Here is a 25,029-nt window from a genome sequence, read left to right on the forward strand (position 1 = left end):
TTACTGACTAGAGCCTCTTTTTATACACTTAAATTAAATTCCACTCTACAATAAGCCCTAAATGCGTAAGTCCGCCACCAAATCCGTATAGTAAAAGTGTGTCTCCGTTATTTAATTTCCCTTCTTTTATAGCTAAATTTAAAGCGAGTGGAATGGTGACTGAAGAGGTATTCCCCATATATTCCACGCTCGTTAATGTTTTTTGTATTGGAATTTGAGATTTTTCGCAAATAGATTCGATCATTCGTAAGTTAGCGCTGTGGGGTATGAACCAGTCTATATCATCTACTTGCATATTTACGGTATGTAATAAATTTTTTATGCCTTTTGGTACTGTGCGTGTTGCCCATTTATATACTTCTCTTCCATTTTGAACGATTTTTTCATTTGTTTGCAGTGGTGTGCCATTCATAGTAGTAGATAAGTTTGTTCTATATAGATGAATGCCGCCATCACCGTTTGTTCCCATGTGAGCAGCGATAAAGCTTTGGGTGTTTTCATCTCTTTCTAATAAAATAGCTCCAGCACCATCACCGAATAAAATACAGGTCGTTCTATCGGTATAATCAGTAACTTTAGATAATGTCTCTGTCGCTACGACAAGTACTTTTTCATGTGATCCAGAAGTGATTAAGCTATTACCGATGTGTAGTCCATATGTAAAACCAGCACAAGTTGCATTTAAATCAAAAGCTAGTGTATGAGGTATGTTGAAGTATTGTTGTATTTGGCAAGCAACACTAGGGAAAACGTAATCAGCAGTAGTAGTAGCGACAATGATACAGTCGACATCTTCTAAGTTTTTCTTATATGTTGTACATAAATTTTCAATTGCTTTAATGGCTAAGTTTGAGGAGTATTCTTCGTCGCTAGCGATTCTTCTTTCCTTCATTCCTGTTCTTTGTACAATCCATTCATCATTCGTATGGACCATCTTTTCTAAATCGTTATTAGACAATATTTGATCTGGAACATAAGTACCAATTGCAGTAATACGAGATTTAGAATGCATAGGAACATCTCCTAACTTTTATCTTTATAACCTGATACTAATATTAGGTTATAAAAATGTCAATAAAGATTTTTGTTGTATTAAAACGATAATACTTAACTTACTATGAAGGAATTTGGCGAGTGCTGTAAAAATAATATACGAGAAGTTTCTAAAATTGATAATTGCTTTTGTTATTTTTATTGTGAGAAAAATTCGCAAAAAATGACGATTAAAGTAAAAATATAAAGATTTTCTTTAGTGTGATATAGGTTGTTAAACCTTGTGAAAGCGAATTACTTATGCTACACTTTATGTAACTTAAAATGAACGGAGGGGCTTCCTTTGATCTTAATCAGATTACGTCTCAATACTTTGTGCCAATAATTGAATAGCGCTCAAAGGCTCTGTCTGTGTACAGAGTGAACGGGATTGGTCTGCCTATTTTAAAGGAACCCTTTATTAAGCTTATATGTGAAAAAGAGGGAGGGACGAATACGCCCTCTTTTTGTTTTGCCTTTATAAATAGAATGGGATTGTATAAGTGAACACTTACTGTGGATACGTATACAATCTTGGGACTTTTTGACTATAAAATAGGATGAAAGCATAGCTTTCTTCTATTTCTTTGGTGAACCCTTATCCGTTTACGAAAACACAGGCAGCGACCTGTGTTTTTTATTTTACGTAATCGAAATGGAGGAATAAATATATGGAAGAAGTATTACAAAGAGCAGTTTTAGTTGGAGTAAATTTAGGTAATGAAGATGATTTTGCATATTCGATGGAAGAGTTAACAAATCTTGCGGAAGCTTGTGATGTAGAGGTAATTGGGCAAGTAATGCAAAATTTACAACGAGTAAATCCATCGCATTATATCGGAAAAGGAAAGATTGAAGAAGTTGCAGCGTATGTACAAGAAATAGATGCGAATATGGTTATCTTTAATGATGAATTATCTCCTTCACAAATTCGAAATTTAGAAGAGGATTTAGATTGTAAGGTAATTGATCGTACCATTTTAATTTTAGATATTTTTGCGCAACGTGCGAAAACGAAAGAAGCACAGCTACAAGTAGAAGTAGCACACCTTCAGTATATGATGCCTCGTTTAATCGGTCTTCGTGAATCGTTAGGGAGACAGAGCGGCGGCGTTGGTACGAAAAATAAAGGTGTCGGTGAAAAGAAGTTAGAGTTAGACCGTCGTAAAATTGAAGAACAAATTTCAGTTTTGAATAAAGATTTAGAAGCGCTCGTTGCCCAGCGTCAAACGCAGCGAAAGCAGCGTAAGAAAAATGAAATACCTGTTGTAGCATTAGTAGGTTATACGAATGCAGGAAAGTCAACGACGATGAATGCAATGCTTGAAATTTATAATGGTACAGAAGAAAAACAAGTATTTGAAAAAGATATGTTATTTGCGACGTTAGAAACATCTGTACGAAATATTGATTTGCCAGATAATAAATCATTTTTATTAACAGATACAGTTGGATTTGTAAGTAAATTACCACATCATCTTGTGAAGGCGTTCCGTTCAACGTTAGAAGAAGTAGCGGAAGCAGACCTACTTATTCACGTTGTAGATTACGCAAATCCAAATTATGAACAATTAATTGATATTACAAATGAAACGTTAAAGAAAATTGGAGTAGAAAATATTCCAACGATCTATGCTTATAATAAATCAGATATGGTAGATGTTGAAATTCCGAAAGTGCAAGAAGATCGCGTTTATTTATCAGCGAAGAAACATGTTGGAATTGAAGAACTTGTAGAAATGATTGGCTCACACATCTATAAAGAATATACGAAGTGTGAAATGTTAATTCCATATGATCAAGGACAGGTAGTTTCGTATTTCAATAATCATGCACACGTTTTATCTACGAGTTACGAAAACGAAGGTACCAAATTACAAATAGAATGTAAGACGAGTGATTATGAGAAGTATAAGCATTTTGCAATTTAATGTAAGAGGCAACCCAGTATGTGATTGGGTTGTCTTTTTTTTGTACTGTTTTACCGCTGAAAGTTACAAGGATGCAAGCCAATGACGGGAGTTAAGTTATATTTCTGGAAAAAGAAATGAAAGCAGTATAGAATAGAAATGTTTCAAAAGTCAGAATTTATTACACCTACTGTAATAAATATATATTTTGTACAGAAAGGGGAGATTCACATATGCAGGCAGTTTCACACAAAAAAACTGTAGAAACACCGACAATATATCGAATTTTATTTGCGATTAGCTTTGGGCATTTTTTAAATGATTCGATGCAAGCAGTTGTGCCGGCGTTGTTTCCTATTTTGGAAAAAACGATGAATTTATCCTATATGCAAGTAGGGTGGATTGCGTTTGCATTAAATATGACGTCATCGATTATGCAACCGGTGTTTGGTATGTATTCAGATAAGAAGCCGTCACCATTTTTATTACCACTCGGCATGTTTTCAAGTATGCTTGGAATGATTGGACTCGCGTTTGCACCAAACTTTATTATTGTTATTATTTCTGTTTTATTTATTGGTTTAGGTTCCGCGGTCTTTCATCCAGAAGGCGCTCGTGTTGCGTATATGGCGGCAGGTGCAAAACGAGGGTTAGCGCAAGCAATTTATCAAGTTGGGGGAAACACGGGGAATTCTCTAGCTCCTATTTTTACAGCGCTAATTTTCGTTCCACTCGGTCAAATTGGTTCATTAGGTTTTACAGCATTTGCAGCAGTAGGAATTGTATTATTAATTTTCGTATCGAATTGGTACAAAAATGAATTAGCAACGGGTGCTGTAAGAAGGAAGAAGAGGGCTGCACTTGAGGCGGAAAATGCAATTGTAAGTACACACATTAAATTCGTTATTATACTTCTTGTTTTTCTTACTTTTGTACGCTCTTGGTACGGTGCTGGTATCGGGAATTTCTATCAATTTTACTTAATAGAGCATTACGGTTTATCTATAAAAAATGCCCAGTATTTCGTATTCGCATTTATGATTGCTGGTGTGTTAGGAACTTTCTTCGGAGGACCGTTAGCAGATCGATTTGGTAAGAAAAATATCATCGTATTTTCAATGTTAGGTTCAGCGCCACTTGCACTGTTATTACCACATGTCTCACTTGTGTGGGTCGTACCGTTATTTTTATGTATCGGTTTTATTAGTTCAAGTAGTTTTAGTGTAATTGTTGTATATGCACAAGAGCTTGTACCTGGAAAAGTGGGAATGGTGTCAGGATTAATCGTAGGTCTTGCGTTTGGACTTGGAGCATTAGGTGCTGTAGTTCTTGGGAAATTAGCAGATATATATAGCCTGCAATTTATTATGCTATTATGTAGTTGTCTACCATTAATTGGACTCACTTCATGGTTACTGCCAAGTGATAAGAAAACGATAGAATAGGGGATGCGCTATGAAATTGTGTGAAAACGTTACGGAATTAATAGGAGATACACCTGTCGTCCGATTATCTAAATTTATTCCGGAAGACGCAGCAGATGTGTATGTGAAACTAGAAATGTTTAATCCATCGCGCAGTGTGAAAGACCGTGCTGCTTATAATTTACTTCACGTTGCAGAAGAAAATGGTCTCATCAAACCAGGAGATACAATTATTGAACCGACAAGCGGGAATACAGGGATTGGTTTAGCGATGAATGCAGCAGCTAAAGGGTATAAAGCGATTTTAATTATGCCAGATAATATGTCAAAAGAGCGTATTAATTTATTGAAAGCATACGGAGCAGAAGTAGTTTTAACACCAGCAGAACAAAGAATGCCAGGAGCAATTGCGAAGGCGTTAGAATTGCAAAAGCAAATACCGAATAGTTTTATTCCGCAACAATTTGAAAACCCAGCTAATCCGAATATTCACCGTTATACGACTGCGCTTGAAATTTACGAACAAATGGATGGAGAGCTGGACGCTTTTGTTGCAACGGCAGGAACAGGCGGAACGATTACAGGGACTGGTGAAACGTTAAAAGAGAAATTACCAAACTTATATATTGCAGTAGTGGAACCGAAAGGATCACCCGTTTTATCAGGTGGTGTGCCAGGTCCTCATAAACTAGTAGGAACAAGCCCAGGGTTTATCCCGAAAAACTTAAATACAGAAGTGTATAACGAAATTATTCAAATTGCAGACGAAGAGGCTTTAACGACAATGAGAAACTTAGCTAGACAAGAGGGATTATTAGTTGGGCCGTCTTCTGGAGCATCTGTTTATGCTGCAATCATGATAGCGAAACGTCTAGGCGCTGGTAAAAAAGTTTTATGTATTGCGCCTGATACAGGTGAACGTTATTTGAGCATGGGGTTATTTGAATAAAAAGGATAGAAACACCTTAATAGTGAATAGCTGCTATTAAGGTGTTTGTTTTATGGAATGAAGAGGGGGAGAAGAACAATGAAACTATTAAAACCAACCCATGAATATAGTGAGCATATTACAGCGTATAGACACGCGTTTTTACACTCAGGGGAACAACCACATGGAAGTAGTTCTTTACAAAACTTTGATTCTCTTGATGAATGGTTTGAAAAAGTGAGTAAACAAGAAATAGGAGAAAATTTACTAGCTAATCGAGTGCCATCTAGTCAGTTTTTAAGTTTTGAAAAAGAGGAACTTATAGGTTTTGTGAATATTAGACATAGATTAAATCCAGAATTATTACGGGAAAGCGGTCATATTGGATATAGTGTCCATCCAAATAAACGTCGCCACGGTTACGCTACGAAACAACTACAACTTGCATTAGCTGAAGCGCAAAAATTAGGATTGCAGAAAGTATTAATAACTTGTGATAAATCCAATATCGGTTCTGCTAAAACGATTCAAAAGGTTGGCGGTGTGTTAGAAAATGAAATAGTTTCTTCTCGTACTGGTGAAGTTATTCAGCGCTTTTGGATAGAAATATGATGTAGTAGGAATTTGAAAAGGTAATGCAAGCTGTAATATCGAAATAGATAAATGAAATATAGGGGATTACTGCAATTTTAGGGGGAAATGAAATGGGATTAAAAGAGAAAGCAATAGAGATGTCAGAGATCTATAGGCAAAATCCGAAAGTAGAAGCCATTATTTTAGCGGGTTCAGTAGCTAGAAAGCTTGAAGATGAACATTCAGATATAGAATTACATATTTTATGGTCAACACCGCCAGAAGATGAGGATCGTAGGGCCCCTATTCATCATATTGATGGGACAATATTATCGTATTATCCGTATGAGGAAGAAGAATGGTCGGAAACGTATTTAACGAAAGAGGGAATTAAATTAGAGATTAGTAACTTTTTAACAGAGACAGTAGAGAAAGTGATTTCGGATGTGGTGGATCAATATGATATAAGTTATGAAAAACAATGTATTGTATCATCCGTTCATGATGGTGTTAGTTTGTATGGAGAAGAGAAAGTGAATGAATTAAAAGATAGAGTAGTGGTATATCCAGATGAACTAGTAAAACGAATGATTTCAGAAAATCTATGGTTAAGTAATCGTTGGCACAATCGAAAGGCGCTTTTAAAACGGAAAGATTGGCTTATGCTTTATGATGTTATTTGCGAAGTACAAAGGAACGTATTCGGTGTTTTATTTGGTTTGAATAAAATGTATGTACATCATCCAGCGTTTAAATGGATGCCTAATAATGTGGAACGAATGACTATTAAACCTGAAAATTTATATGAACGTATGGCGGACACATTAATAGGGAGTCCAGAAAATAGTGTGCAGGAGTTAGAGTTGCTAATAGAAGAAGTGTTGCAACAAGTTCATACATACGCGCCAGGAGTAAATGTGGATGAGCAAGAAAAATCTATTTTTTATTTTGTGAAATAGAAAACAGTAATAAGGGGGAAGTTATGGGTTTTTTTAATAGGTTTTTTAAAAAAGTTGAAAAAGTAAATGAGCAAGAAGCCACTCTTCATGAATTAAGTGAAGAATTGTATGTTGAATCACCGATAGAGGAAGCGACTAGTTACTGGGTATCAATGGCACAAAATATAATTGTTAATGCTGTAAAGGCGGCTGACAATGATGTAGAACGTGCCTTCGTATTATTGAATTTGAAGAAAGGTGAGGCTTCATTTGATATTTTCTATCAAATAAATGGGCAATTGTATTTCTGGGATCAGCTAGAAAATGAGACGATAAGAAATAGAATTCAGAACGAGTTGTTACCGCAAGCTCCAGAAGTTTCAAATGCAGTAAATGAGCAATTTCATGAAGCTGATCACCCTATAATTTCGTTTGCGCAATTGCAGTTTGAATGGGAAACGAAAGCCTGGTTTTCACATATAATTTGGGAAGATAACCTTGCTGCTCAATTGCCCAAAACTCAAATTCTAAATGAATGGTTTCGTGTAATTAAAGAAGAAATGAAAAATAGACCACTGGATAGTGATGCGAAATTTTCTTGGTATCCATCAAACTCTTAAAAAATTAATACAGAGAGACAGGTTATGTTTCTAGATGATTTGTATTATTGAATAAGTATCAATAATACGTAATTCTTTTTCTATTGCCTGTTAGAATTCGTTATGTACTAATCCACTTGTTTTCTAAACTAAAAACTTATATTTCGAATTTTGAAATAGATTGTAATACATAAAAATTCGAAATATAAGTTGACACTATTTTTAATGTGTGATAAAAATGATAGTAATCAATTCGGAAAATAATATTTGGGCAATGAAAGGGTATAGTAGTGAATATCTCCCTATTTCAGAGAGCTGATGGTTGGTGTGAATCAGTATATAGATTATTCATGAAGTTCGTCCTGGAGCATCTTTCATAAATCTCGCATTATGAGGAAATGAAAGACGGTAGTTTATACCGTTATCAAATAAAGTGGTGAAGATTTTTTCACAACTAGGGTGGTACCGCGATATTTATCGTCCCTACGTATTTACGTAGGGACGTTTTTTATTTAGGTCCTAACTTTGGTGTGTCTTCATAACTAGGGTGGTACCGCGATATTTTATCGTCCCTACGTTTTTGCGTAGGGGCGTTTTTATTTAGGTGGTTTCTTAGTGTTCTTCACAACTAGGGTGGTACCGCGATATTTTTGTCGTCCCTACGTATTTACGTAGGGACGTTTTTTTATTAGGGAGGAAGTGAACGTATTAGAAAAGAGTATTGATAGAACAATATAAATACCGAATTGTAACAAAGAAAAAGAGATAGAGAGGAGATTAACAAATGAATTCACAGCAATGGACATCGAAATTAGGTTTCGTATTAGCTGCAGCAGGTTCGGCAATTGGTCTTGGAGCGATTTGGAAATTCCCATATATGGCCGGCATTGGAGGAGGCGGAGCGTTCTTCCTAATTTTCATCGGTTTCACATTATTAATTGGTTTACCGCTATTATTAGCTGAATTTGTTATTGGAAGAAGTACACAAAAAGAGGCTGTCGATGCATATAGAGAGATTGCTCCTAAAACGTTATGGCCTTGGTTAGGTAAATTAGGAATTGTAACATGTTTCATATTACTTTCTTTCTACAGTGTTGTAGGAGGCTGGATTTTATTATATTTATGGAATGCAATTACAGGTAGACTATGGGAAGGAAATGGAGCATACGAAGCTACGTTTGGTGAAATCATTTCCAATCCATATTTAGCAGTTGGATCACAGCTATTATTCATCCTTATTACTATTTTCATCGTAAGTAAAGGTGTACAAAATGGTGTTGAAAAAGTAAATAAATATTTCATGCCAGCATTATTCGTTTTATTCTTTGTATTAATCGTTCGTGCACTTACATTAGATGGTGCTGGAGAAGGCGTTCGTTTCTTCTTACAACCTGATTTCTCACATGTAACATCAGAAGTTATATTATACGCAATGGGGCAATCGTTCTTCTCATTATCTGTCGGGGTAGCCGTTATGGTAACGTATAGCTCATACTTACCGAAAGAAGAAAGCTTACCACGTTCAGCATTTTCTATCGTAGCCTTAACTCTTGTTATTACATTACTTGCAGGACTTGCAATTTTCCCAGTTGTGTTCGCATTTGGAATGGAACCATCTCAAGGGCCGGGACTATTATTTATCGTGTTGCCAGCTATTTTCAGTAAAATGGCATTCGGAAAATTATTCTTCATTGTTTTCTTATTACTATTCTTCTTCGCTACGATTACATCAGCAATTTCGATGTTAGAAATTAGTGTTGCATCGTTAACATCAAAAGGTAAAGGGAAACGTGAAAAAATGGCCTTAATCGTAGGGTTATTAATCTTCGTTGTTGGGGTACCATCAGCATTATCATTCGGTATATTAAGTGATCTGAAGATTTTCGGGAAGACAGTCTTCGATTTAGCGGACTATGCAGTAAGTAACGTATTAATGCCACTTGGTGTATTATTAGTTTCTATCTTTGTTCCTTTAAAAATGAAGAAAGATGTATTAATGAAAGAGCTAGGTGTAAGTAAAAATAAAGGTTATAAACTATTCGTATTATGGTTATTCTTACTTCGTTATATCGCACCAATTGCGATTATTATCGTATTCTTAAATGTACTTGGCATTATATAAAAAGAAAGGTAGCGTATCATACAAAGATACGCTACCTTTTTATTTTGCTCTTTTTTGCAATTCATTTACTGTTACGAACTGATAGCCCTTCTTAGATAAAGAATCTAAAATACCTTCAATCGTTTGTAAATTTTCATTAGACTCATCATACATAGAGTGCAGTAAAATGATAGAACCTGGTTTTACATTTTTATTAACGTATTTAATTTTATCAGCCGCAGATTTATAAAAAGTATCGGGCTCAAGATCCCATGTGATTGTTTCGATATTGTTTTTATTTAAATAATATGGCAGCCCTATTAACTTCTTACCGTTAGGGGGCCTAAAATCAATTTCGTCTGTAAATCCTGTTTGGCGGATTAATGAATTCGTTTTTTCTATTTCATCTTTAATAAAAGAAGGTGTTTTGAAAACCATTCTATTATGAGAATATGTATGGTTTCCAAGTTGGTGCCCAGATTGCGCGATAGCTTCTCCTAACGATAAATTTTGCTCTAATTCATTTCCAATTAAAAAGAAAGTAGCTTTAGCGTTGTATTTATCTAGTAGCGGTAATATTTGTTTTACATTGTTAGTAGGGCCATCATCAAAAGTTAAAGCAATCACTTTTTCATTTGTTTCTACGCGTTGTGTTAAATCTCCAAATAATTGAAAGCTTCTTGCGTTCATCAATTTGTATGTTCCGAATAATGCCGTGATAATAAAGAATAGTGTAACGATTGTAATGATAATTTTTTTCTTCATAATGTAACCTCACAATGATTTTTAATTCAGTTAAAAAGTATTATATCAAACTAAGTAATTTCGTGCTTTAAGAAGGGTGTGGATGCAAGGAGAAGGAATTTATCATATAATAAAATGCAAAAGGTATATTAGGAGGTGTTTATATGGCGATTATAATTCAATTGCCAGACACTGCAACGTCTCATGCAAAGCCAAGTATGGAAATGGCGATACTTTGCGTGAGGTAGACAAGTAATATACAATCGCCTATATGAGCTCGTATCATTTTTTATATTTGGCTTTGCACCTTATTGAAATGAAGCATAAAAAATAAGGGGCGAGCAGAAATGAAATACGTAAAAGCTAATGCTGTTTTACCAGAGAGTTTAATTACTGAAATTCAAAAGTATATACAAGGTGAAACAATTTACATTCCGAAACAAGAAACGAAACATTATAAATGGGGTACACGATCTGGTGGAAGAAAACAACTAGATGAAAGAAATAAAGCAATTAAAGAAGCGTTTAAAAGTGGGATTGCTATTCATCAACTTGCAGAAGAATATTTTCTTTCTGGGGAAACGATTAAAAAGATTGTGTATTCTAAATAAGAGGAAAAGAGTCTGATTCATATATTACTTTGAATCAGACTCTTTTTGTTTTATGTGTATTGGATATATGAGGTGTGAACGGGCATGATAATAGAAAAAATGTGCCGTTTTTTTATTAAATGGTATACAGAGCACTTGAAAAGTAGAAAGGTGAACATGTATGAATCATATTGGACAAATAACGATAGAGCTTTTAGTTGGTTTTTTTGTTCTATTAATTGCTACAAAAATATTAGGGAAAACACAAATATCTCAGCTAACGCCATTTGATTTTATTTCTGCAATCGTCCTAGGTGAGCTCGTTGGAAATTCAATATATGATCCTAAAATTAAAGTATGGTCTATTTTATATTCAGTATTTGTTTGGGTAATTTTAATTTATACTATAGAAGTGATAACACAAAAAGTAAGAGGAACAAGAAGGTTTTTTGAAGGGTATCCTTCAATTATTATTCGTAACGGAAAGATTGATCGTGAACAATTAAGCGTAAATCATTTGGATATAAACCAATTACAACAAATGCTTAGGCAACAAAAAGATATATTTTCAATCCGAGAAGTTGAATATATGATATTGGAACCGAACGGAAACATAAGCGTTCTGAAAAAAAGTAAATACGAATCTCCTACTATAAATGATTTAAGTTTAAAACATAAGCCTGTATACTTACCAATTTCATTAATTAGTGATGGAAAAGTAGTTAAGGATAATTTGAGGGAAGCGGGATTTGATGAAGGATGGCTTTATAAACAAATAAAGCAAAAAGGAATTACTAAATTTGAAGACGTATTATATGCGGAATGGAAAACAGATGATGGCTTCTTTTGTCAGGAAATGCAGCGGTAGAGAATAAGTCATATATGTAATGTTTGTTTCTAAGTTATCTTTTACATATCAAAAAACGTAATCATTGTATACAATAAAACTAGATCAACAATTTGTATGGAGTGATAAAGATGGAAGCGTTTATTAGAAGTGATCAATATAATTTTATAAAATCACAAGCTTATATTTTAGCAAACGGGCATGCAACGGCAAATGATAGAGGTGTAATTCAAGCGTTAAAATCGCTTGCGATTGAAAAGATAATACATGTATTTGAGAATTTAACGGATGAACAGAAAGAGTTAATTGATACGGTATTAACAGTTCAAAATAGAGAAGATGCAGAGTCATTTTTAATGAAAATAAATCCGTATGTAATTCCGTTTCAAGAAGTTACAGCACAAACATTAAAAAAGTTATTTCCTAAGGCGAAAAAGTTAAAACTTCCTGATATGGAAGAAATGGATATGAAAGAAATATCTTATTTAAGTTGGATTGATAAGGGATCAAGCAGGAAATTTATTATAGCGAAAAATGATAAAAATAAATTTGTTGGTCTGCAAGGAACGTTCCAAAGTTTAAATAAAAAAAGCATTTGTTCATTATGTCATGGGCATGAAGAAGTAGGAATGTTTTTAGTTGAAATTAAAGGCGATGTACCAGGAACTTTCGTTAAAAAGGGAAACTACATTTGCAAAGATGGTGTAGCTTGCAATCAGAATATGAAATCGCTAGATAAATTGAACGATTTTATTGACCGCTTGAAGAAATAACGAGAAAACCTCTAGTATTTAAACTGGAGGTTTTTATTTTTTGAAGAAGTAAAATAAGCTTTCTTTGTAAATGTAGATTTATAATGAAATTTGATAAAAATATCTATTATGATACAGTTGCTTATATGCAAGGAGGTAAAACATGGATTACCTTTTATCGAAAGAAAAAGTGAAGCGATAGCCCAAAGATATGATAGCGGCGGGGCGTTGTCATACTGTTGGCCTTAAATAGGATGGCACGGTAGTCGCGGTAGGTAATAATGAATTTGGCCAATGCGATGTAGGCAGCTGGCGCGACATTCGGTTGCCTGGCAAATAGTCAATTTACAATAAATCATTAGTAATATTATTCTATTTTAGGAGTAATTATGGAATAGGATATGTAGAAAATAATTAAACTTAAATCTGCTGAATAAGAATCTCTTTTGAAAAGGGATTCTTATTATTTTTCATAAAATGAGGGTGTAAATGGAATTTTTGAACAAATTTTATTTCAAAATTACAGTAGAAGATATAAATTAAAAAGTATAGAGGAGATAAAGGAATGCTTAAAAGGTTTTTACTTTCTTTACCGGATGTTTTACTTATATGTATCGTTCTCTACATAATGTACACAAATTCTTTTAGTTTTGGACAGATGCTAGTAATTTCCATTGCAATCGGAATTATTGGTGGTCTTGCTATTAGAATTTGTAAGGATGTATTCACGTATATAAGATGGACAATTAAACAAAGAAAAAATTGAATATGTTTAATAGTTATTAGGAGGGAATGAAATGACTAAGAAAAAGAATAGAGTGAAAAACGAGATAGTACTTTGGTCACTAACAGCAATTGTTCTATTAATTGTATGGTACTTTTATCAAAAATAAAAACGCATCGTACTCAAAAAGCACGATGCGTTTTTATTATTTTTTTTGCCAATTTTCTTTTATAAAGTCTTCACGACCAGATTCCTTTTGCTCAGTAGCATATTTCTCTGGATTCTTTTTATAGAAATGTTGGTGGTATTCCTCTGCTTCGTAAAAAGGTGCAGCAGGACGAATTTCAGTCACGATTGGATCTTTAAACATACCGCTTTCTGCAAGAGCTTGTTTTGATTTTTCAGCAAGCCCTTTTTGTGTTTCGTTATGATAAAAAATAGCGGTACGATAAGATGGACCACGGTCAAAAAATTGTCCGCCATCATCAGTTGGGTCGATTTGTGGCCAATATAAGTCTAGTAATTTCTGATAAGGAAAAATAGAAGGATCGAATGTAATTTGAACAACTTCTAAATGTCCAGATGTTCCAGCTTTTACTTGTTCATATGTTGGGTTTTCTACATGACCTCCTGCATAGCCAGAAAGTACTTTATGAATACCAGGAAGTTCATCAAATGGTTTTACCATGCACCAAAAGCAACCGCCTGCGAAGGTTGCGAGTTCGTATGTTTTTTCGGACATTGCTGTAATCCTCCTAAATGTATATGTTTTATATAGTATTATATAAATTGTTTTATTGCGCAATAAAAAAGATTTGAAAATATATGTTTTTTATAAACAAGATCCTCCGCTCACATCAATTAATTGTCCAGTAACCCAGCGGCTGTCTGGAGAAGCAAGGAATGCAGCAGTATCGGCAATGTCTTCTACTTCACCTAAGCGATTGAAAGCGGAAATAGTAGTAGCGTACTGCTTCATCATTGGGTCGCTCAAGAGTTCTGCATTCATATCTGTTTTGATAAATCCTGGAAGTATTGCATTCACCGTTATTCCTCGTGCTCCAAGCTGTTTTGCTAGCGTAAAAGTCATTGTATTAATAGCGCCTTTCGTCATACTATATGCAACAAAATCAGGTAAAGAAATGCGGGTGGCAGCGGATGAAATATTAATAATTCGGCTATTGTCACGTAAACGTGGTAGTGCTAGTTGAATGATAAAGAATGGAGCTTTTGCATTTACTGAAACCATTCTATCAAAAAATTGTTCAGTCGTTTCTTCAATAAAAGCACCAGGACCAATGCCAGCATTGTTTATTAAAATATCAAATTGTATTTCACCAGTGCGCTTTTGTAATTCAGTATCTAAAGCTTTATAAAGGTTTTCTACACCGTGTAAGGATTCTAAATTTGCGCCGATAGAAAAAGCTTGGCCACCATTTGATTGAATTTCATGAACAGTTTCTTCAGCGTCATCTTTTCGATTACCGTAATGAACAGCAACCAATGCACCGTCATTTGCTAAACTTTTAGCGATTGCTCGTCCAATTCCTCGGCTTGCTCCTGTAACTAACGCTACTTTCCCTTTTAACATAGTTTCCTCATCTCCTCATAAACTTTATAAGTTTTTCTTTATGTAGTAATGCAAACATACTTAAGTAATATATGAGTGTATGTAAGTAATGCATTCCAATTTTGATTTGAGAAAAAATAAATAGAATTAATTTTGATTTTTTTGAAAAAACATGTTGACAAGGAAAAGAACAACGTCCTATAATACGTGTAACAAATAAAAGTTAATTAAGAATTTTCTAACTTTATATGTTGTATATGCAAAGAAGAGGAAAGTAGATGATTATGATCGTTTCAGAGAGCTACTCCAAGGCTGTGAGGGTAGTAACAATCGAATCATTGAAGATCACCTCGGAGCATCGCTTGCGAAAGGGAAACTGAGTAGAGGGCGGCGGCATCGTCTCCGGTAAAAGGACGGAGGTCTGATTGGACCTACAAAGCTTATATTTCGTGAGAAGTATAAGGAAGCTGAGTGGTAACGCGAAACTCTCGCCTCAGCAATCAAAGCTACTAAATTGTAGTAGTTGATTGCTGAGGCGAGAGTTTTTATTTTTAAAAATAGAAGAAGAGAATGCGTAGAAGAGGAGAGTAAATGATAAAGATTGTTTCAGAGAGCTGCCCCGAGGCTGTGAGGGTGGTAACAATTCACTCATTGAAAATCACCTTGGAGCACTACTTTTGAAAACTAGTAAAAAGTAGCGGGGTTGTTCCCGATAGAAAAACAAAAGTCTAATTGGACTTGCAGAGCTTATATTTCGTGAGAAGTATAAGGAAGCTGAGTGGTACCACGATTCCCTCGTCTCAGCAATGGATTGCTACAAGTATGTAAGTAATCGATTGTTGAGACGAGTATATTTTTAAGGTTTATATACTGAATATTCTGTTAAAAATACTCATCTCAGCAATCGATGTAGAAATAGATTGCAAAAAATAGAGAAAAAAGAGGAGCGATGTGAGATGGGAAACCAGTATATTTACATGAATGGGGAATTTGTAGAAAAAGAAAAGGCAGTTGTTTCAGTGTATGATCATGGTTTTTTATACGGAGACGGTGTATTTGAAGGGATTCGTAGTTACGGAGGAAATGTATTTTGTTTAAAAGAACATGTGAAACGATTATATGAATCAGCGAAATCTATTTTACTAACAATTCCAATGACGGTAGAAGAAATGGAAGAAGCAGTTTTACATACACTCCAAAAAAATGAATACGCTGATGCTTACATTCGCTTAATTGTCTCAAGAGGAAAAGGTGACTTAGGGCTCGATCCGAGAAGTTGTGTGAAGCCGAGCGTAATTATCATTGCAGAACAATTAAAGTTATTCCCACAAGAATTTTATAATAATGGGCTAAGCGTTGTATCTGTTGCATCAAGACGTAATACGCCAGATGCGTTAGATCCACGTATTAAGTCAATGAATTATTTAAATAACGTACTTGTAAAAATTGAAGCAGCACAAGCAGGAGTGTTAGAGGCTCTTATGTTAAATCAACAAGGATATGTTTGTGAAGGTTCTGGCGATAATGTTTTCGTTGTGAAAGATGGAAAAGTGCTAACCCCGCCATCCTATTTAGGAGCATTAGAAGGTATTACGAGAAATAGTGTTATCGAGCTATGTGAACGACTGAATATTCCGTGTGAGGAAAGACCATTCACTCGCCATGATGTATATGTAGCGGATGAAGTATTTTTAACAGGAACAGCAGCGGAGTTAATTCCAGTTGTAAAAGTTGATTCCAGAGAAATTGGAGATGGGAAACCAGGAAGTGTAACGAAACAATTGACCGAAGAATTTAAAAAATTAACGAGAGAAAGAGGAGTACGTGTTCCCGGGCTGACGGAAAGCTTAGCATAAATAAGGAGAGGAGTTAATGGAAATGAAGCAGCAGTATACAGCGTATGAGAAGTTACAGTATGAAGAAATGACAGGCGCTGGGCACGTGATTCAATGTTTGAAGAAATTGGGTGTAACGACCGTTTTCGGCTATCCAGGCGGAGCGATTTTACCAGTATACGATGCGTTATACGAAAGTGGTTTGAAACATGTTTTAACTCGTCATGAGCAAGCTGCCATTCATGCGGCTGAAGGATATGCGAGAGCTTCTGGAAAGGTTGGGGTAGTCTTTGCTACCTCTGGCCCAGGGGCGACAAATTTAGTTACGGGTTTAGCAGACGCTTATATGGATTCGATTCCTTTAGTTGTCATTACCGGGCAAGTTGCAACGCCTTTAATTGGTAAAGATGGATTTCAAGAAGCGGATGTTGTCGGAATTACAGTACCTGTTACGAAGCATAATTACCAGGTTCGTGATGTGAATCATGTATCACGAATTGTGCAAGAAGCTTTTTATATCGCCAAAAGCGGGCGCCCGGGACCAGTATTAATTGATATTCCAAAAGATGTTCAAAATGCAAAAGTCACCAGTTTCTTTAATGAAGAAGTTGATATTCCGGGGTACAAACCAGAACTTGTACCAGACAGCATGAAACTTAGAGAGGTGGCTAAAGCAATTTCAAAATCTAAGCGTCCACTTCTTTATATTGGAGGAGGTGTCATTCATTCAGGTGGATCCGATGAACTCTTCGAATTCGCAAGGGAGAACCGTATTCCAGTCGTTTCAACTTTAATGGGACTTGGTGCATATCCACCGGATGATCCATTGTTTCTAGGGATGCTTGGTATGCATGGGACATACGCTGCTAATATGGCGGTAACAGAATGTGATTTACTACTTGCATTAGGTGTTCGCTTCGATGATCGTGTAACAGGAAAATTAGAACTTTTTTCTCCAAACTCGAAAAAAGTACATATTGATATTGATTCTTCTGAGTTTCATAAAAATGTAACTGTAGAACATCCGATTGTTGGTGATGTAAAAAAAGCGTTACACATGCTGTTACATATGTCTATTTATACACAAACAGACGAATGGCTTCAGAAAGTAAAGACATGGAAAGAAGAATATCCACTTTCTTATAAGCAAAAAGAATCTGAGTTAAAACCACAGCATGTGATCAACTTAGTAAGTGAATTAACGAATGGTGAAGCGATTGTCACAACAGAAGTAGGTCAGCATCAAATGTGGGCTGCTCACTTCTATAAAGCAAGAAAACCTCGGACGTTCCTTACCTCTGGAGGATTAGGAACAATGGGGTTTGGTTTTCCAGCAGCAATTGGTGCTCAGCTAGCTAAAAAAGAAGAACTTGTCATTTGTATTGCAGGTGACGCTTCTTTTCAAATGAACATTCAAGAACTACAAACAATTGCTGAAAATAACATCCCTGTAAAAGTATTTATCATAAATAACAAATTTTTAGGGATGGTAAGGCAATGGCAAGAAATGTTTTATGAAAATCGTTTATCAGAATCAAAAATTGGATCACCAGATTTTGTGAAAGTAGCAGAAGCTTATGGAGTAAAGGGATTAAGAGCAACAAATTCAACCGAGGCAAAACAAGTGATGTTAGAAGCATTTGCTCACGAAGGTCCTGTCGTAGTTGATTTTTGTGTAGAAGAAGGTGAAAACGTATTTCCGATGGTTCCGCCAAACAAAGGGAATAACGAAATGATTATGAAGAGGTGGGAAGAATGAGTCATACTTTTTCACTCGTTATTCATAACGAGCCAAGCGTCTTATTACGTATAAGTGGGATTTTTGCTCGGCGTGGTTATTATATTTCTTCTTTACATTTAAAAGAAAGAGATACTAGTGGTGTTTCTGAAATGAAACTCACAGCAGTTTGTACTGAAAATGAAGCGACATTACTTGTTAGTCAGTTGAAAAAATTAATTGATGTTCTGCAAGTAAATAAATTATAAGGAGTGTATGGAATATGAAAACATATTATGAAAAAGATGCAAATGTAGAGTTATTACAAGGAAAAACTGTTGCAGTAGTTGGTTATGGATCACAAGGTCATGCGCAAGCACAAAATTTACGTGATTCTGGTGTAGAGGTTGTAGTTGGTGTTCGTCCTGGTAAGTCGTATGAAGTAGCGAAAGCGGATGGATTTGAAGTAATGTCTGTTTCAGAAGCGGTTCGAACCGCACAAGTTGTACAAATGTTATTGCCAGATGAACAGCAAGCTCATGTGTATAAAGCAGAGGTAGAAGAGAATCTTCGTGAAGGACAAATGTTACTTTTCTCACATGGATTTAACATTCACTTCGGACAAATTAATCCGCCAAGTTACGTAGATGTAGCGATGGTCGCGCCAAAAAGTCCAGGTCATCTCGTTCGCCGTGTATTTCAAGAAGGAAATGGTGTTCCAGCATTAGTCGCAGTGCATCAAGATGCGACGGGAACAGCGCTACATGTAGCACTGGCGTATGCAAAAGGTGTAGGGTGTACACGTGCGGGGGTAATTGAAACGACATTCCAAGAAGAAACCGAAACGGATTTATTCGGTGAGCAAGCTGTACTTTGCGGCGGGGTAACTGCACTTGTGAAGGCCGGGTTCGAAACGTTAACGGAAGGTGGATATCGTCCTGAAATTGCATACTTTGAATGTTTGCATGAATTAAAGCTAATTGTTGACTTAATGTACGAAGGTGGATTAACGACTATGCGCCATTCTATTTCAGATACGGCAGAGTTTGGAGATTATGTAACAGGATCGAGAATTGTTACAGATGAAACGAAGAAGGAAATGAAGCGTGTTCTGACAGAAATTCAGCAAGGTGAATTTGCGAAGAAATGGATTTTAGAAAATCAAGCAGGGCGTCCGACGTATAACGCAATGAAAAAAGCAGAACAAAATCATCAATTAGAAAAAGTGGGAGCAGAGCTTCGTGAAATGATGAGCTGGATTCATGCACCGAAAGAATTAGTAAAGAAATAGAGTAAGAGAGTATAAATGAAAAATATGTAAGAGGGGATTTGACAAGATGAGAAGTGACATGATTAAAAAAGGTTTTGATAAAGCACCGCACCGTAGTTTATTAAAAGCAACTGGTTTGAAAGATGAAGATTTTGATAAACCTTTCATAGCGATTTGTAATTCTTTTATTGAAATTATTCCAGGGCATAAACACTTGAACGAGTTTGGGAAACTTGTAAAAGAGGCAGTTCGCGCGGCAGGTATGGTACCATTCGAATTCAATACAATTGGAGTTGACGATGGTATTGCGATGGGACATATCGGTATGCGTTATTCTCTTCCAAGTCGTGAAATTATTGCAGATTCAGTAGAAACGGTTGTAAATGCACACTGGTTTGACGGCATGATTTGTATCCCAAACTGTGACAAAATTACACCAGGTATGATGATGGCTGCACTACGTATTAATATTCCGACTGTGTTTGTTTCAGGCGGCCCGATGGCAGCAGGAAAAACATCTAAAGGGGAAGTTGTTGATCTGAGTTCCGTTTTTGAAGGAGTAGGAGCTTATCAATCTGGGAAAATTTCAGAAGAAGAATTAAAAGATATTGAAGATCATGGCTGTCCATCTTGTGGCTCTTGTTCGGGTATGTTTACCGCGAACTCTATGAATTGTTTATGTGAAGTGTTAGGTTTAGCTCTTCCTGGTAACGGGAGTATTTTAGCAATTGATCCAAGACGCGAAGAGTTAATTAAACAAGCAGCAGAGAAATTGAAAATTTTAATTGAAAGAGATATTAAGCCGCGTGATATTGTAACAGAAGAAGCAATTGACGATGCTTTTGCACTTGATATGGCGATGGGCGGATCAACGAATACAGTATTACATACGCTAGCACTCGCACAAGAGGCAGGACTAGATTATGATATGAACCGTATTGATGCAGTTTCAAGACGTGTACCTCATTTATGTAAAGTAAGTCCAGCCTCAAATTGGCATATGGAAGATATTGATCGTGCGGGCGGGATTAGTGCAATTTTGAAAGAGATGAGCCGGAAAGAAGGAGTACTTCATCTTGATCGAATCACTGCTACTGGGCAAACATTAAGAGAAAATATTGCTGAGGCAGAGATTAAAGATAAGGAGGTTATTCACTCTCTCGAAAACCCTCATAGTGAAGAGGGGGGCTTACGTATATTAAAAGGAAATCTTGCTAAAGATGGAGCGGTTATTAAAAGCGGTGCAACAGAAGTAAAGCGTTTTGAAGGGCCTTGCGTTATTTTTAATTCACAAGATGAGGCACTTGCTGGCATTATGCTTGGGAAAGTGAAAAAAGGAGATGTAGTTGTCATTCGTTATGAAGGACCAAGAGGTGGCCCTGGTATGCCAGAAATGTTAGCCCCAACATCAGCAATTGCTGGAATGGGATTAGGTGCTGAGGTTGCATTATTAACGGATGGACGTTTCTCTGGAGCTTCACGTGGAATTTCAGTAGGACATATTTCACCAGAAGCAGCAGCTGGTGGAACGATTGCACTTCTTGAACAAGGGGATATTGTATGTATTGATGTTGAAGAACGCTTACTAGAAGTAAGAGTGAGTGATGAAAAATTAGAAAAGCGTAAAAAAGAATGGAAACGACCAGAACCGAAAGTAAAAACTGGCTGGCTTGGACGTTATGCACAAATGGTAACATCGGCGAATACAGGGGCTGTTCTGAAAATCCCACATTTTGATTGAGCCAATTTAAAAGAGATAAGGATGATATATAATGGTGCAAAAGGTAAAGGAGAGAGTGAAAATTGAAGATATCTTAATGGCGCATAATTGCCTGAAAGATATCGTTATTAAAACACCGTTACAACGTGATACAGTTTTATCTGAGAAATATGATTGTGACGTTTATGTAAAACGAGAAGACTTACAATTAATTCGCTCTTTCAAAATTCGTGGTGCGTACAATTTAATTCAAAGTTTACCGAAAGAAAAGTTACAAAACGGTGTTGTTTGTGCAAGTGCTGGTAATCATGCGCAAGGAGTTGCTTATACGTGTAATTTATTGAATATTCCGTCAAAAATATTTATGCCCACAACAACACCGAAACAAAAAGTATCACAAGTACAATTTTTCGGTGGTGATTTCGCAGAGATTGTATTAGTTGGTGATACATTCGATAGCTCTTTCCAAGAAGCACAGTGTTATTGTGAAGAAAATAGAATGACATTTGTTCATCCGTTTGATGATCCGTATGTAGTTGCTGGTCAAGGGACAGTGGCAGTTGAAATTATGCATGATATGGAGAAACCGGTTGATTATATCTTTACAGCAATCGGTGGTGGTGGATTAGCATCAGGAGTTGGTACATATGTAAAAGGTGTTAGTCCTACTACAAAGGTTATTGGTGTAGAGCCAATGGGAGCTGCATCTATGAAAGAGGCTTTTCTTCAAAATGAAAATGTAGCATTGGAGAAAATAGATAGCTTTGTTGATGGGGCAGCTGTTAAAAAAGTAGGAAAGTTAACATTTGAAACTTGTAAAGATGTAATTGACGATATTATTTTAGTACCAGAGGGGAAAGTTTGTACGACGATTTTAGAACTGTATAAGAAAAATGCGATTGTAGCTGAACCGGCTGGTGCACTCTCTATTGCAGCGCTTGATTTATATAGAGATGAAATAAAAGGTAAAACAGTTGTATGTACGCTAAGTGGTGGAAATAATGATATTGATAGAATGCAAGAAATGAAAGAGCGTTCGCTCATTTATGAAGGACTGAAACATTACTTTATCATTGAATTTCCGCAGCGTTCAGGTGCGCTAAGAGAATTTCTTGATAAAGGATTAGGACCAGAAGATGACATTACGCGCTTTGAGTATATTAAGAAACATAATAAAGAAAATGGTCCAGCATTAGTCGGCGTAGAATTAAAACATAAAGAAGATTATGAGCAATTAATTACTCGCTTTAAAGAAAATAATATTCAATTTATGGAACTTAATAAAAACCCTGTTTTGTTTGATTTGCTTATTTAATAGAAGGAGAGAGTTAGAATGTAAATAAAAAAGATAGATACAAGCGAGGGAATATAGTGCTTGTTCTATCTTTTTTATAGTTAAACTAGGTACTCATTAAATTCAAGAAGAATAAAGCTAGCTAACCAAAAGAGTATCGCAATACGAATGATTACATACATTGTAAATTCAAAAGGAGTAAGATTTCTCTCTCGCTTTATTTTTTTAAATAGTCTCACAGAATAAAAGGAACATAAAAGTAGAACTGCTATAGACATTTCATAAACGTTCTCTAACAAACTTACATTTTCTAATAAGTCTTTCAGCATGTTTATCACCTATTCTGTAAAGTATATTACAGAGAAATAGATCTTGAGCTGTCTAGTTTCGTTTGTTTTTTATTTTCCCTGTATCATCAATTTCTACATCAGTTGAAATTGTTTGTAAATATTGAAGAGCTTTTTTCTTTTCTCCCTCATTTACAGGGGAAACTTGGTTGTTGCGAATGATATAAGGATTGAATGACATTTGGACATCCTTTCCTTTAAAAGTTAAAGTTAATACGCCAGTTTCAGCGCTTTTCCCATTCACATAACTCGGGAATAAAAAGTTACCTAATGAGTAAGCGATAGGAACTTTATTATAATACTCAAACCCTTGTAACCAATGTGGATGGCTTCCGACAATTGCGTTAGCTCCTGCTTCAACCATTTTAGGTACATATTGCTTTTGGTATTCTACCGGACGATTTGATTTTTCAACGCCCCAATGCATATAGACGATTAAATAGTCTGCATCTTGTTTTTGTTCTTTAATTGTTTTTGTTACAAGATTTAAATCATAGCCATTCGCAACGCCAGGTTTATTCTCACCAGCTACCCAATTAGAATCAGGCATAAATCGAACGAAGGAAAGAAATTTAAACTTTTTCCCTTTTACGGTCATTTCTCGTGCTGTATATGCATCTTTCGCATTTTTTCCGGCTCCAATGTAAGGGAACTTTAATTTTTCTACGTGAGAAATCGTATCTAATAATCCATCTTGCCCATAATCAAGTGTGTGGTTATTCCCAATATTTACGATGTCATATCCAGTGTTTTTAATAGCTTGTAGTGTAGATGGATCACTTTTAATCCAAAACAGTTGCCCAGGTGCTTTCTTTTCTTTCGTTGTAAATGCCGACTCTAAATTTACAAAAGAAATATCAGCTTTTTTTATTTCTTCTTTTACATGTTGGAATGGGTAATCAGCCCCATTCTTTTCGATTATAGGACGTAATTGCCAATCGAACATTGTATCACCAGAGAAGGTGAGTGTGATTTCTTGGTCTTCTATTTTCTTTTCGCTTTTTGAAGCGGTTTTACTAGATTTGTTTTGCAAATCGGGTTTGTCTTTTGCTTTTGAAATAAAAGAGTAATTGATTAATAAAACAATCGGTGTAATGAAAAAGGCTATTAACAAAAATCGTTTTAGTAAAGTTTTCATATATACCTTCCCTTTTAATATTATCCCGCAATTAAATTAACACTGAATCTATTAAAGGTAATTAAAGTTACAAAAAATAGCGGGTTATGTAGTGGAAAACATTTGTTAATATTCTCAATATTAAGTTAACATATAGATAACCTGTAAATCAATGTATAAACCAAAATATAGAAATAAAGAATTCGAAGGGTGAAGAATGAGAAATGGTTATATTAGGAGCAGTTGTAAATGGGATTTGTATTATATTTGGTACTTTACTTGGTAAATTATTTAGTAGGATTCCAGAAAGTATGAAAGGGACGATAATGCACGCAATCGGTTTAGCGGTTACTGTGCTTGGGCTTCAAATGGCATTAAAAAGTGAAAACTTTCTTGTTGTCATACTGAGTTTAGTGATTGGTACGGTAATTGGAGAATGGTTACAATTAGAAGAAAAGTTAAAACATTTAGGGGATTGGCTAGAAAATAAAGTTGGATCGAAAGGGAAAGGTAGCATATCAGAAGGTTTTGTAACAGCTACTTTAATTTTTGCAATTGGCGCGATGGGGATACTTGGTGCACTTGACAGTGGGATTCGCGGAAATCATGATATTTTATTTACAAAGGCGATTATCGATGGATTTATTTCTATTATATTAACGACAACTCTAGGAATTGGCGTAGTATTTTCGGCGATTCCAGTTGTTTTATATGAAGGTGGTATTGCAGTTTTTGCAACACAAATTAATAGTTTTGTCCCGAAAGAATTAATGAACCAATTTATAGTGGAGATGACGGCTACGGGCGGCATTATGATATCTGCTATTGGATTGAACTTGCTTAGTATTATTAAAATCAAGGTGGCAAATTTACTTCCAGGTATATTGGTAGTGGGTGTAATTGTTTCAATTATTTATGGTTACGGTTTAATGGATTATTAACCAACTTCATTTAGTGGGAGTTGGTTTTATTATGAAAAAAATGTGGGATTGTAGTG

At 35.5% G+C, this 25,029-nt stretch carries 24 protein-coding genes, 1 pseudogene and 3 other annotated features; of the genes and pseudogenes, 19 read left to right on the forward strand and 6 right to left on the reverse strand.

The window, feature by feature from the left end; all coding sequences use genetic code 11:
- Positions 1 to 28: 28 nt before the first annotated feature.
- On the reverse strand, positions 29 to 1,012 hold the full coding sequence (locus BM089_RS04730; protein ID WP_090976140.1) for a ketoacyl-ACP synthase III: 984 nt from the start codon (positions 1,010 to 1,012) through the stop codon (positions 29 to 31).
- 691 nt (positions 1,013 to 1,703) lie between these two features.
- Here BM089_RS04730 and hflX point away from each other — a divergent pair.
- From hflX to BM089_RS04765, 7 genes are all read left to right on the forward strand, one after another.
- On the forward strand, positions 1,704 to 2,963 hold the full coding sequence (hflX, locus tag BM089_RS04735) for a GTPase HflX (RefSeq protein WP_000393275.1): 1,260 nt from the start codon (positions 1,704 to 1,706) through the stop codon (positions 2,961 to 2,963).
- 212 nt (positions 2,964 to 3,175) lie between these two features.
- A complete protein-coding gene (locus tag BM089_RS04740) occupies positions 3,176 to 4,387 on the forward strand; it encodes an MFS transporter (RefSeq protein WP_001149399.1) in 1,212 nt (403 codons plus the stop codon).
- A 10-nt stretch (positions 4,388 to 4,397) separates the two neighbouring features.
- On the forward strand, positions 4,398 to 5,315 hold the full coding sequence (gene cysK / locus BM089_RS04745) for a cysteine synthase A (RefSeq protein ID WP_000762271.1): 918 nt from the start codon (positions 4,398 to 4,400) through the stop codon (positions 5,313 to 5,315).
- 78 nt (positions 5,316 to 5,393) lie between these two features.
- Entirely contained in the window at positions 5,394 to 5,906 is a 513-nt protein-coding gene (locus tag BM089_RS04750; RefSeq protein WP_090976142.1) for a GNAT family N-acetyltransferase, read from the forward strand.
- A gap of 92 nt (positions 5,907 to 5,998) precedes the next feature.
- Positions 5,999 to 6,826, forward strand: a complete 828-nt coding sequence (locus BM089_RS04755; RefSeq protein WP_000523201.1) for a DUF4037 domain-containing protein — start codon at positions 5,999 to 6,001, stop codon at positions 6,824 to 6,826.
- Between the two features lie 23 nt (positions 6,827 to 6,849).
- Positions 6,850 to 7,425, forward strand: coding sequence for a hypothetical protein (locus BM089_RS04760; RefSeq protein ID WP_090976145.1), 576 nt, complete (start codon positions 6,850 to 6,852; stop codon positions 7,423 to 7,425).
- A gap of 244 nt (positions 7,426 to 7,669) precedes the next feature.
- Positions 7,670 to 7,892 (forward strand) — a binding site (T-box leader).
- A 296-nt stretch (positions 7,893 to 8,188) separates the two neighbouring features.
- Complete coding sequence (locus BM089_RS04765) at positions 8,189 to 9,526, forward strand: sodium-dependent transporter (RefSeq protein ID WP_001088187.1); 1,338 nt, start codon at positions 8,189 to 8,191, stop codon at positions 9,524 to 9,526.
- Between the two features lie 39 nt (positions 9,527 to 9,565).
- Here the strand turns inward: BM089_RS04765 and BM089_RS04770 are convergent, their stop codons facing one another.
- Positions 9,566 to 10,270 carry a polysaccharide deacetylase family protein gene (locus tag BM089_RS04770; protein ID WP_000726858.1) on the reverse strand — a complete coding sequence of 235 codons (705 nt, stop codon included), beginning with the start codon at positions 10,268 to 10,270 and terminating at the stop codon, positions 9,566 to 9,568.
- Between the two features lie 326 nt (positions 10,271 to 10,596).
- On the opposite strand from BM089_RS04770, the gene BM089_RS04775 reads away from it, so the two are divergent.
- The 5 genes and pseudogenes from BM089_RS04775 to BM089_RS04800 all read left to right on the forward strand — a co-directional run bounded on the left by BM089_RS04775 (position 10,597) and on the right by BM089_RS04800 (position 13,204).
- Entirely contained in the window at positions 10,597 to 10,860 is a 264-nt protein-coding gene (locus BM089_RS04775) for a CD3324 family protein (protein WP_000878325.1), read from the forward strand.
- 160 nt (positions 10,861 to 11,020) lie between these two features.
- The gene (locus tag BM089_RS04780) at positions 11,021 to 11,707 is read left to right on the forward strand and encodes a DUF421 domain-containing protein (protein WP_001015543.1); all 687 of its coding nucleotides are present in this window, start codon (positions 11,021 to 11,023) and stop codon (positions 11,705 to 11,707) included.
- Positions 11,708 to 11,817: 110 nt separating this feature from the next.
- Positions 11,818 to 12,459 (forward strand): FusB/FusC family EF-G-binding protein, encoded by a 642-nt coding sequence (locus BM089_RS04790; protein WP_000387073.1) that lies wholly within the window; start codon positions 11,818 to 11,820, stop codon positions 12,457 to 12,459.
- A 190-nt stretch (positions 12,460 to 12,649) separates the two neighbouring features.
- Positions 12,650 to 12,760: pseudogene (locus BM089_RS31430) on the forward strand (RCC1 domain-containing protein); the annotation flags it as partial.
- A 243-nt stretch (positions 12,761 to 13,003) separates the two neighbouring features.
- The gene (locus BM089_RS04800; protein WP_000919314.1) at positions 13,004 to 13,204 is read left to right on the forward strand and encodes a hypothetical protein; all 201 of its coding nucleotides are present in this window, start codon (positions 13,004 to 13,006) and stop codon (positions 13,202 to 13,204) included.
- A gap of 163 nt (positions 13,205 to 13,367) precedes the next feature.
- Here BM089_RS04800 and msrA read toward each other — a convergent pair whose 3' ends face one another.
- Positions 13,368 to 13,904, reverse strand: a complete 537-nt coding sequence (msrA, locus tag BM089_RS04810; protein WP_001291883.1) for a peptide-methionine (S)-S-oxide reductase MsrA — start codon at positions 13,902 to 13,904, stop codon at positions 13,368 to 13,370.
- A 90-nt stretch (positions 13,905 to 13,994) separates the two neighbouring features.
- Positions 13,995 to 14,753 (reverse strand): SDR family oxidoreductase, encoded by a 759-nt coding sequence (locus BM089_RS04815; protein ID WP_090976147.1) that lies wholly within the window; start codon positions 14,751 to 14,753, stop codon positions 13,995 to 13,997.
- A gap of 232 nt (positions 14,754 to 14,985) precedes the next feature.
- Positions 14,986 to 15,231: a binding site (T-box leader), on the forward strand.
- Between the two features lie 67 nt (positions 15,232 to 15,298).
- Positions 15,299 to 15,538 (forward strand) — a binding site (T-box leader).
- Between the two features lie 150 nt (positions 15,539 to 15,688).
- Here BM089_RS04815 and ilvE point away from each other — a divergent pair.
- From ilvE to ilvA, 6 genes are read left to right on the forward strand one after another with little or no spacing between them, the layout of a single operon-like run.
- Positions 15,689 to 16,588, forward strand: a complete 900-nt coding sequence (gene ilvE / locus BM089_RS04820) for a branched-chain-amino-acid transaminase (RefSeq protein WP_090976149.1) — start codon at positions 15,689 to 15,691, stop codon at positions 16,586 to 16,588.
- Positions 16,589 to 16,610: 22 nt separating this feature from the next.
- Complete coding sequence (gene ilvB, locus BM089_RS04825; RefSeq protein WP_002153104.1) at positions 16,611 to 18,326, forward strand: acetolactate synthase large subunit; 1,716 nt, start codon at positions 16,611 to 16,613, stop codon at positions 18,324 to 18,326.
- On the forward strand, positions 18,323 to 18,553 hold the full coding sequence (locus BM089_RS04830) for an ACT domain-containing protein (RefSeq protein ID WP_000019909.1): 231 nt from the start codon (positions 18,323 to 18,325) through the stop codon (positions 18,551 to 18,553). The genes ilvB and BM089_RS04830 overlap by 4 nt, the downstream gene beginning before the upstream one ends.
- Positions 18,554 to 18,567: 14 nt before the next feature.
- Positions 18,568 to 19,575 carry a ketol-acid reductoisomerase gene (gene ilvC, locus BM089_RS04835; protein ID WP_000861143.1) on the forward strand — a complete coding sequence of 336 codons (1,008 nt, stop codon included), beginning with the start codon at positions 18,568 to 18,570 and terminating at the stop codon, positions 19,573 to 19,575.
- Between the two features lie 46 nt (positions 19,576 to 19,621).
- Positions 19,622 to 21,295: a dihydroxy-acid dehydratase gene (gene ilvD / locus BM089_RS04840; RefSeq protein WP_090976151.1), complete on the forward strand. Its 1,674-nt coding sequence runs from the start codon at positions 19,622 to 19,624 to the stop codon at positions 21,293 to 21,295.
- 31 nt (positions 21,296 to 21,326) lie between these two features.
- The gene (gene ilvA / locus BM089_RS04845) at positions 21,327 to 22,589 is read left to right on the forward strand and encodes a threonine ammonia-lyase IlvA (protein ID WP_090976153.1); all 1,263 of its coding nucleotides are present in this window, start codon (positions 21,327 to 21,329) and stop codon (positions 22,587 to 22,589) included.
- An 80-nt stretch (positions 22,590 to 22,669) separates the two neighbouring features.
- On the opposite strand, the gene BM089_RS04850 is transcribed toward ilvA, so the two are convergent.
- Positions 22,670 to 22,897, reverse strand: coding sequence for a hypothetical protein (locus BM089_RS04850; RefSeq protein ID WP_090976155.1), 228 nt, complete (start codon positions 22,895 to 22,897; stop codon positions 22,670 to 22,672).
- Positions 22,898 to 22,949: 52 nt separating this feature from the next.
- The gene (locus BM089_RS04855; RefSeq protein ID WP_000854539.1) at positions 22,950 to 24,053 is read right to left on the reverse strand and encodes a CapA family protein; all 1,104 of its coding nucleotides are present in this window, start codon (positions 24,051 to 24,053) and stop codon (positions 22,950 to 22,952) included.
- Positions 24,054 to 24,256: 203 nt separating this feature from the next.
- On the opposite strand from BM089_RS04855, the gene BM089_RS04860 reads away from it, so the two are divergent.
- Positions 24,257 to 24,973 carry a DUF554 domain-containing protein gene (locus BM089_RS04860; RefSeq protein ID WP_000236031.1) on the forward strand — a complete coding sequence of 239 codons (717 nt, stop codon included), beginning with the start codon at positions 24,257 to 24,259 and terminating at the stop codon, positions 24,971 to 24,973.
- Positions 24,974 to 25,029: the final 56 nt, after the last annotated feature.

Source organism: Bacillus sp. 5mfcol3.1, from assembly GCF_900114335.1.
In the GTDB taxonomy this organism is placed as follows: domain Bacteria; phylum Bacillota; class Bacilli; order Bacillales; family Bacillaceae_G; genus Bacillus_A; species Bacillus_A thuringiensis_S.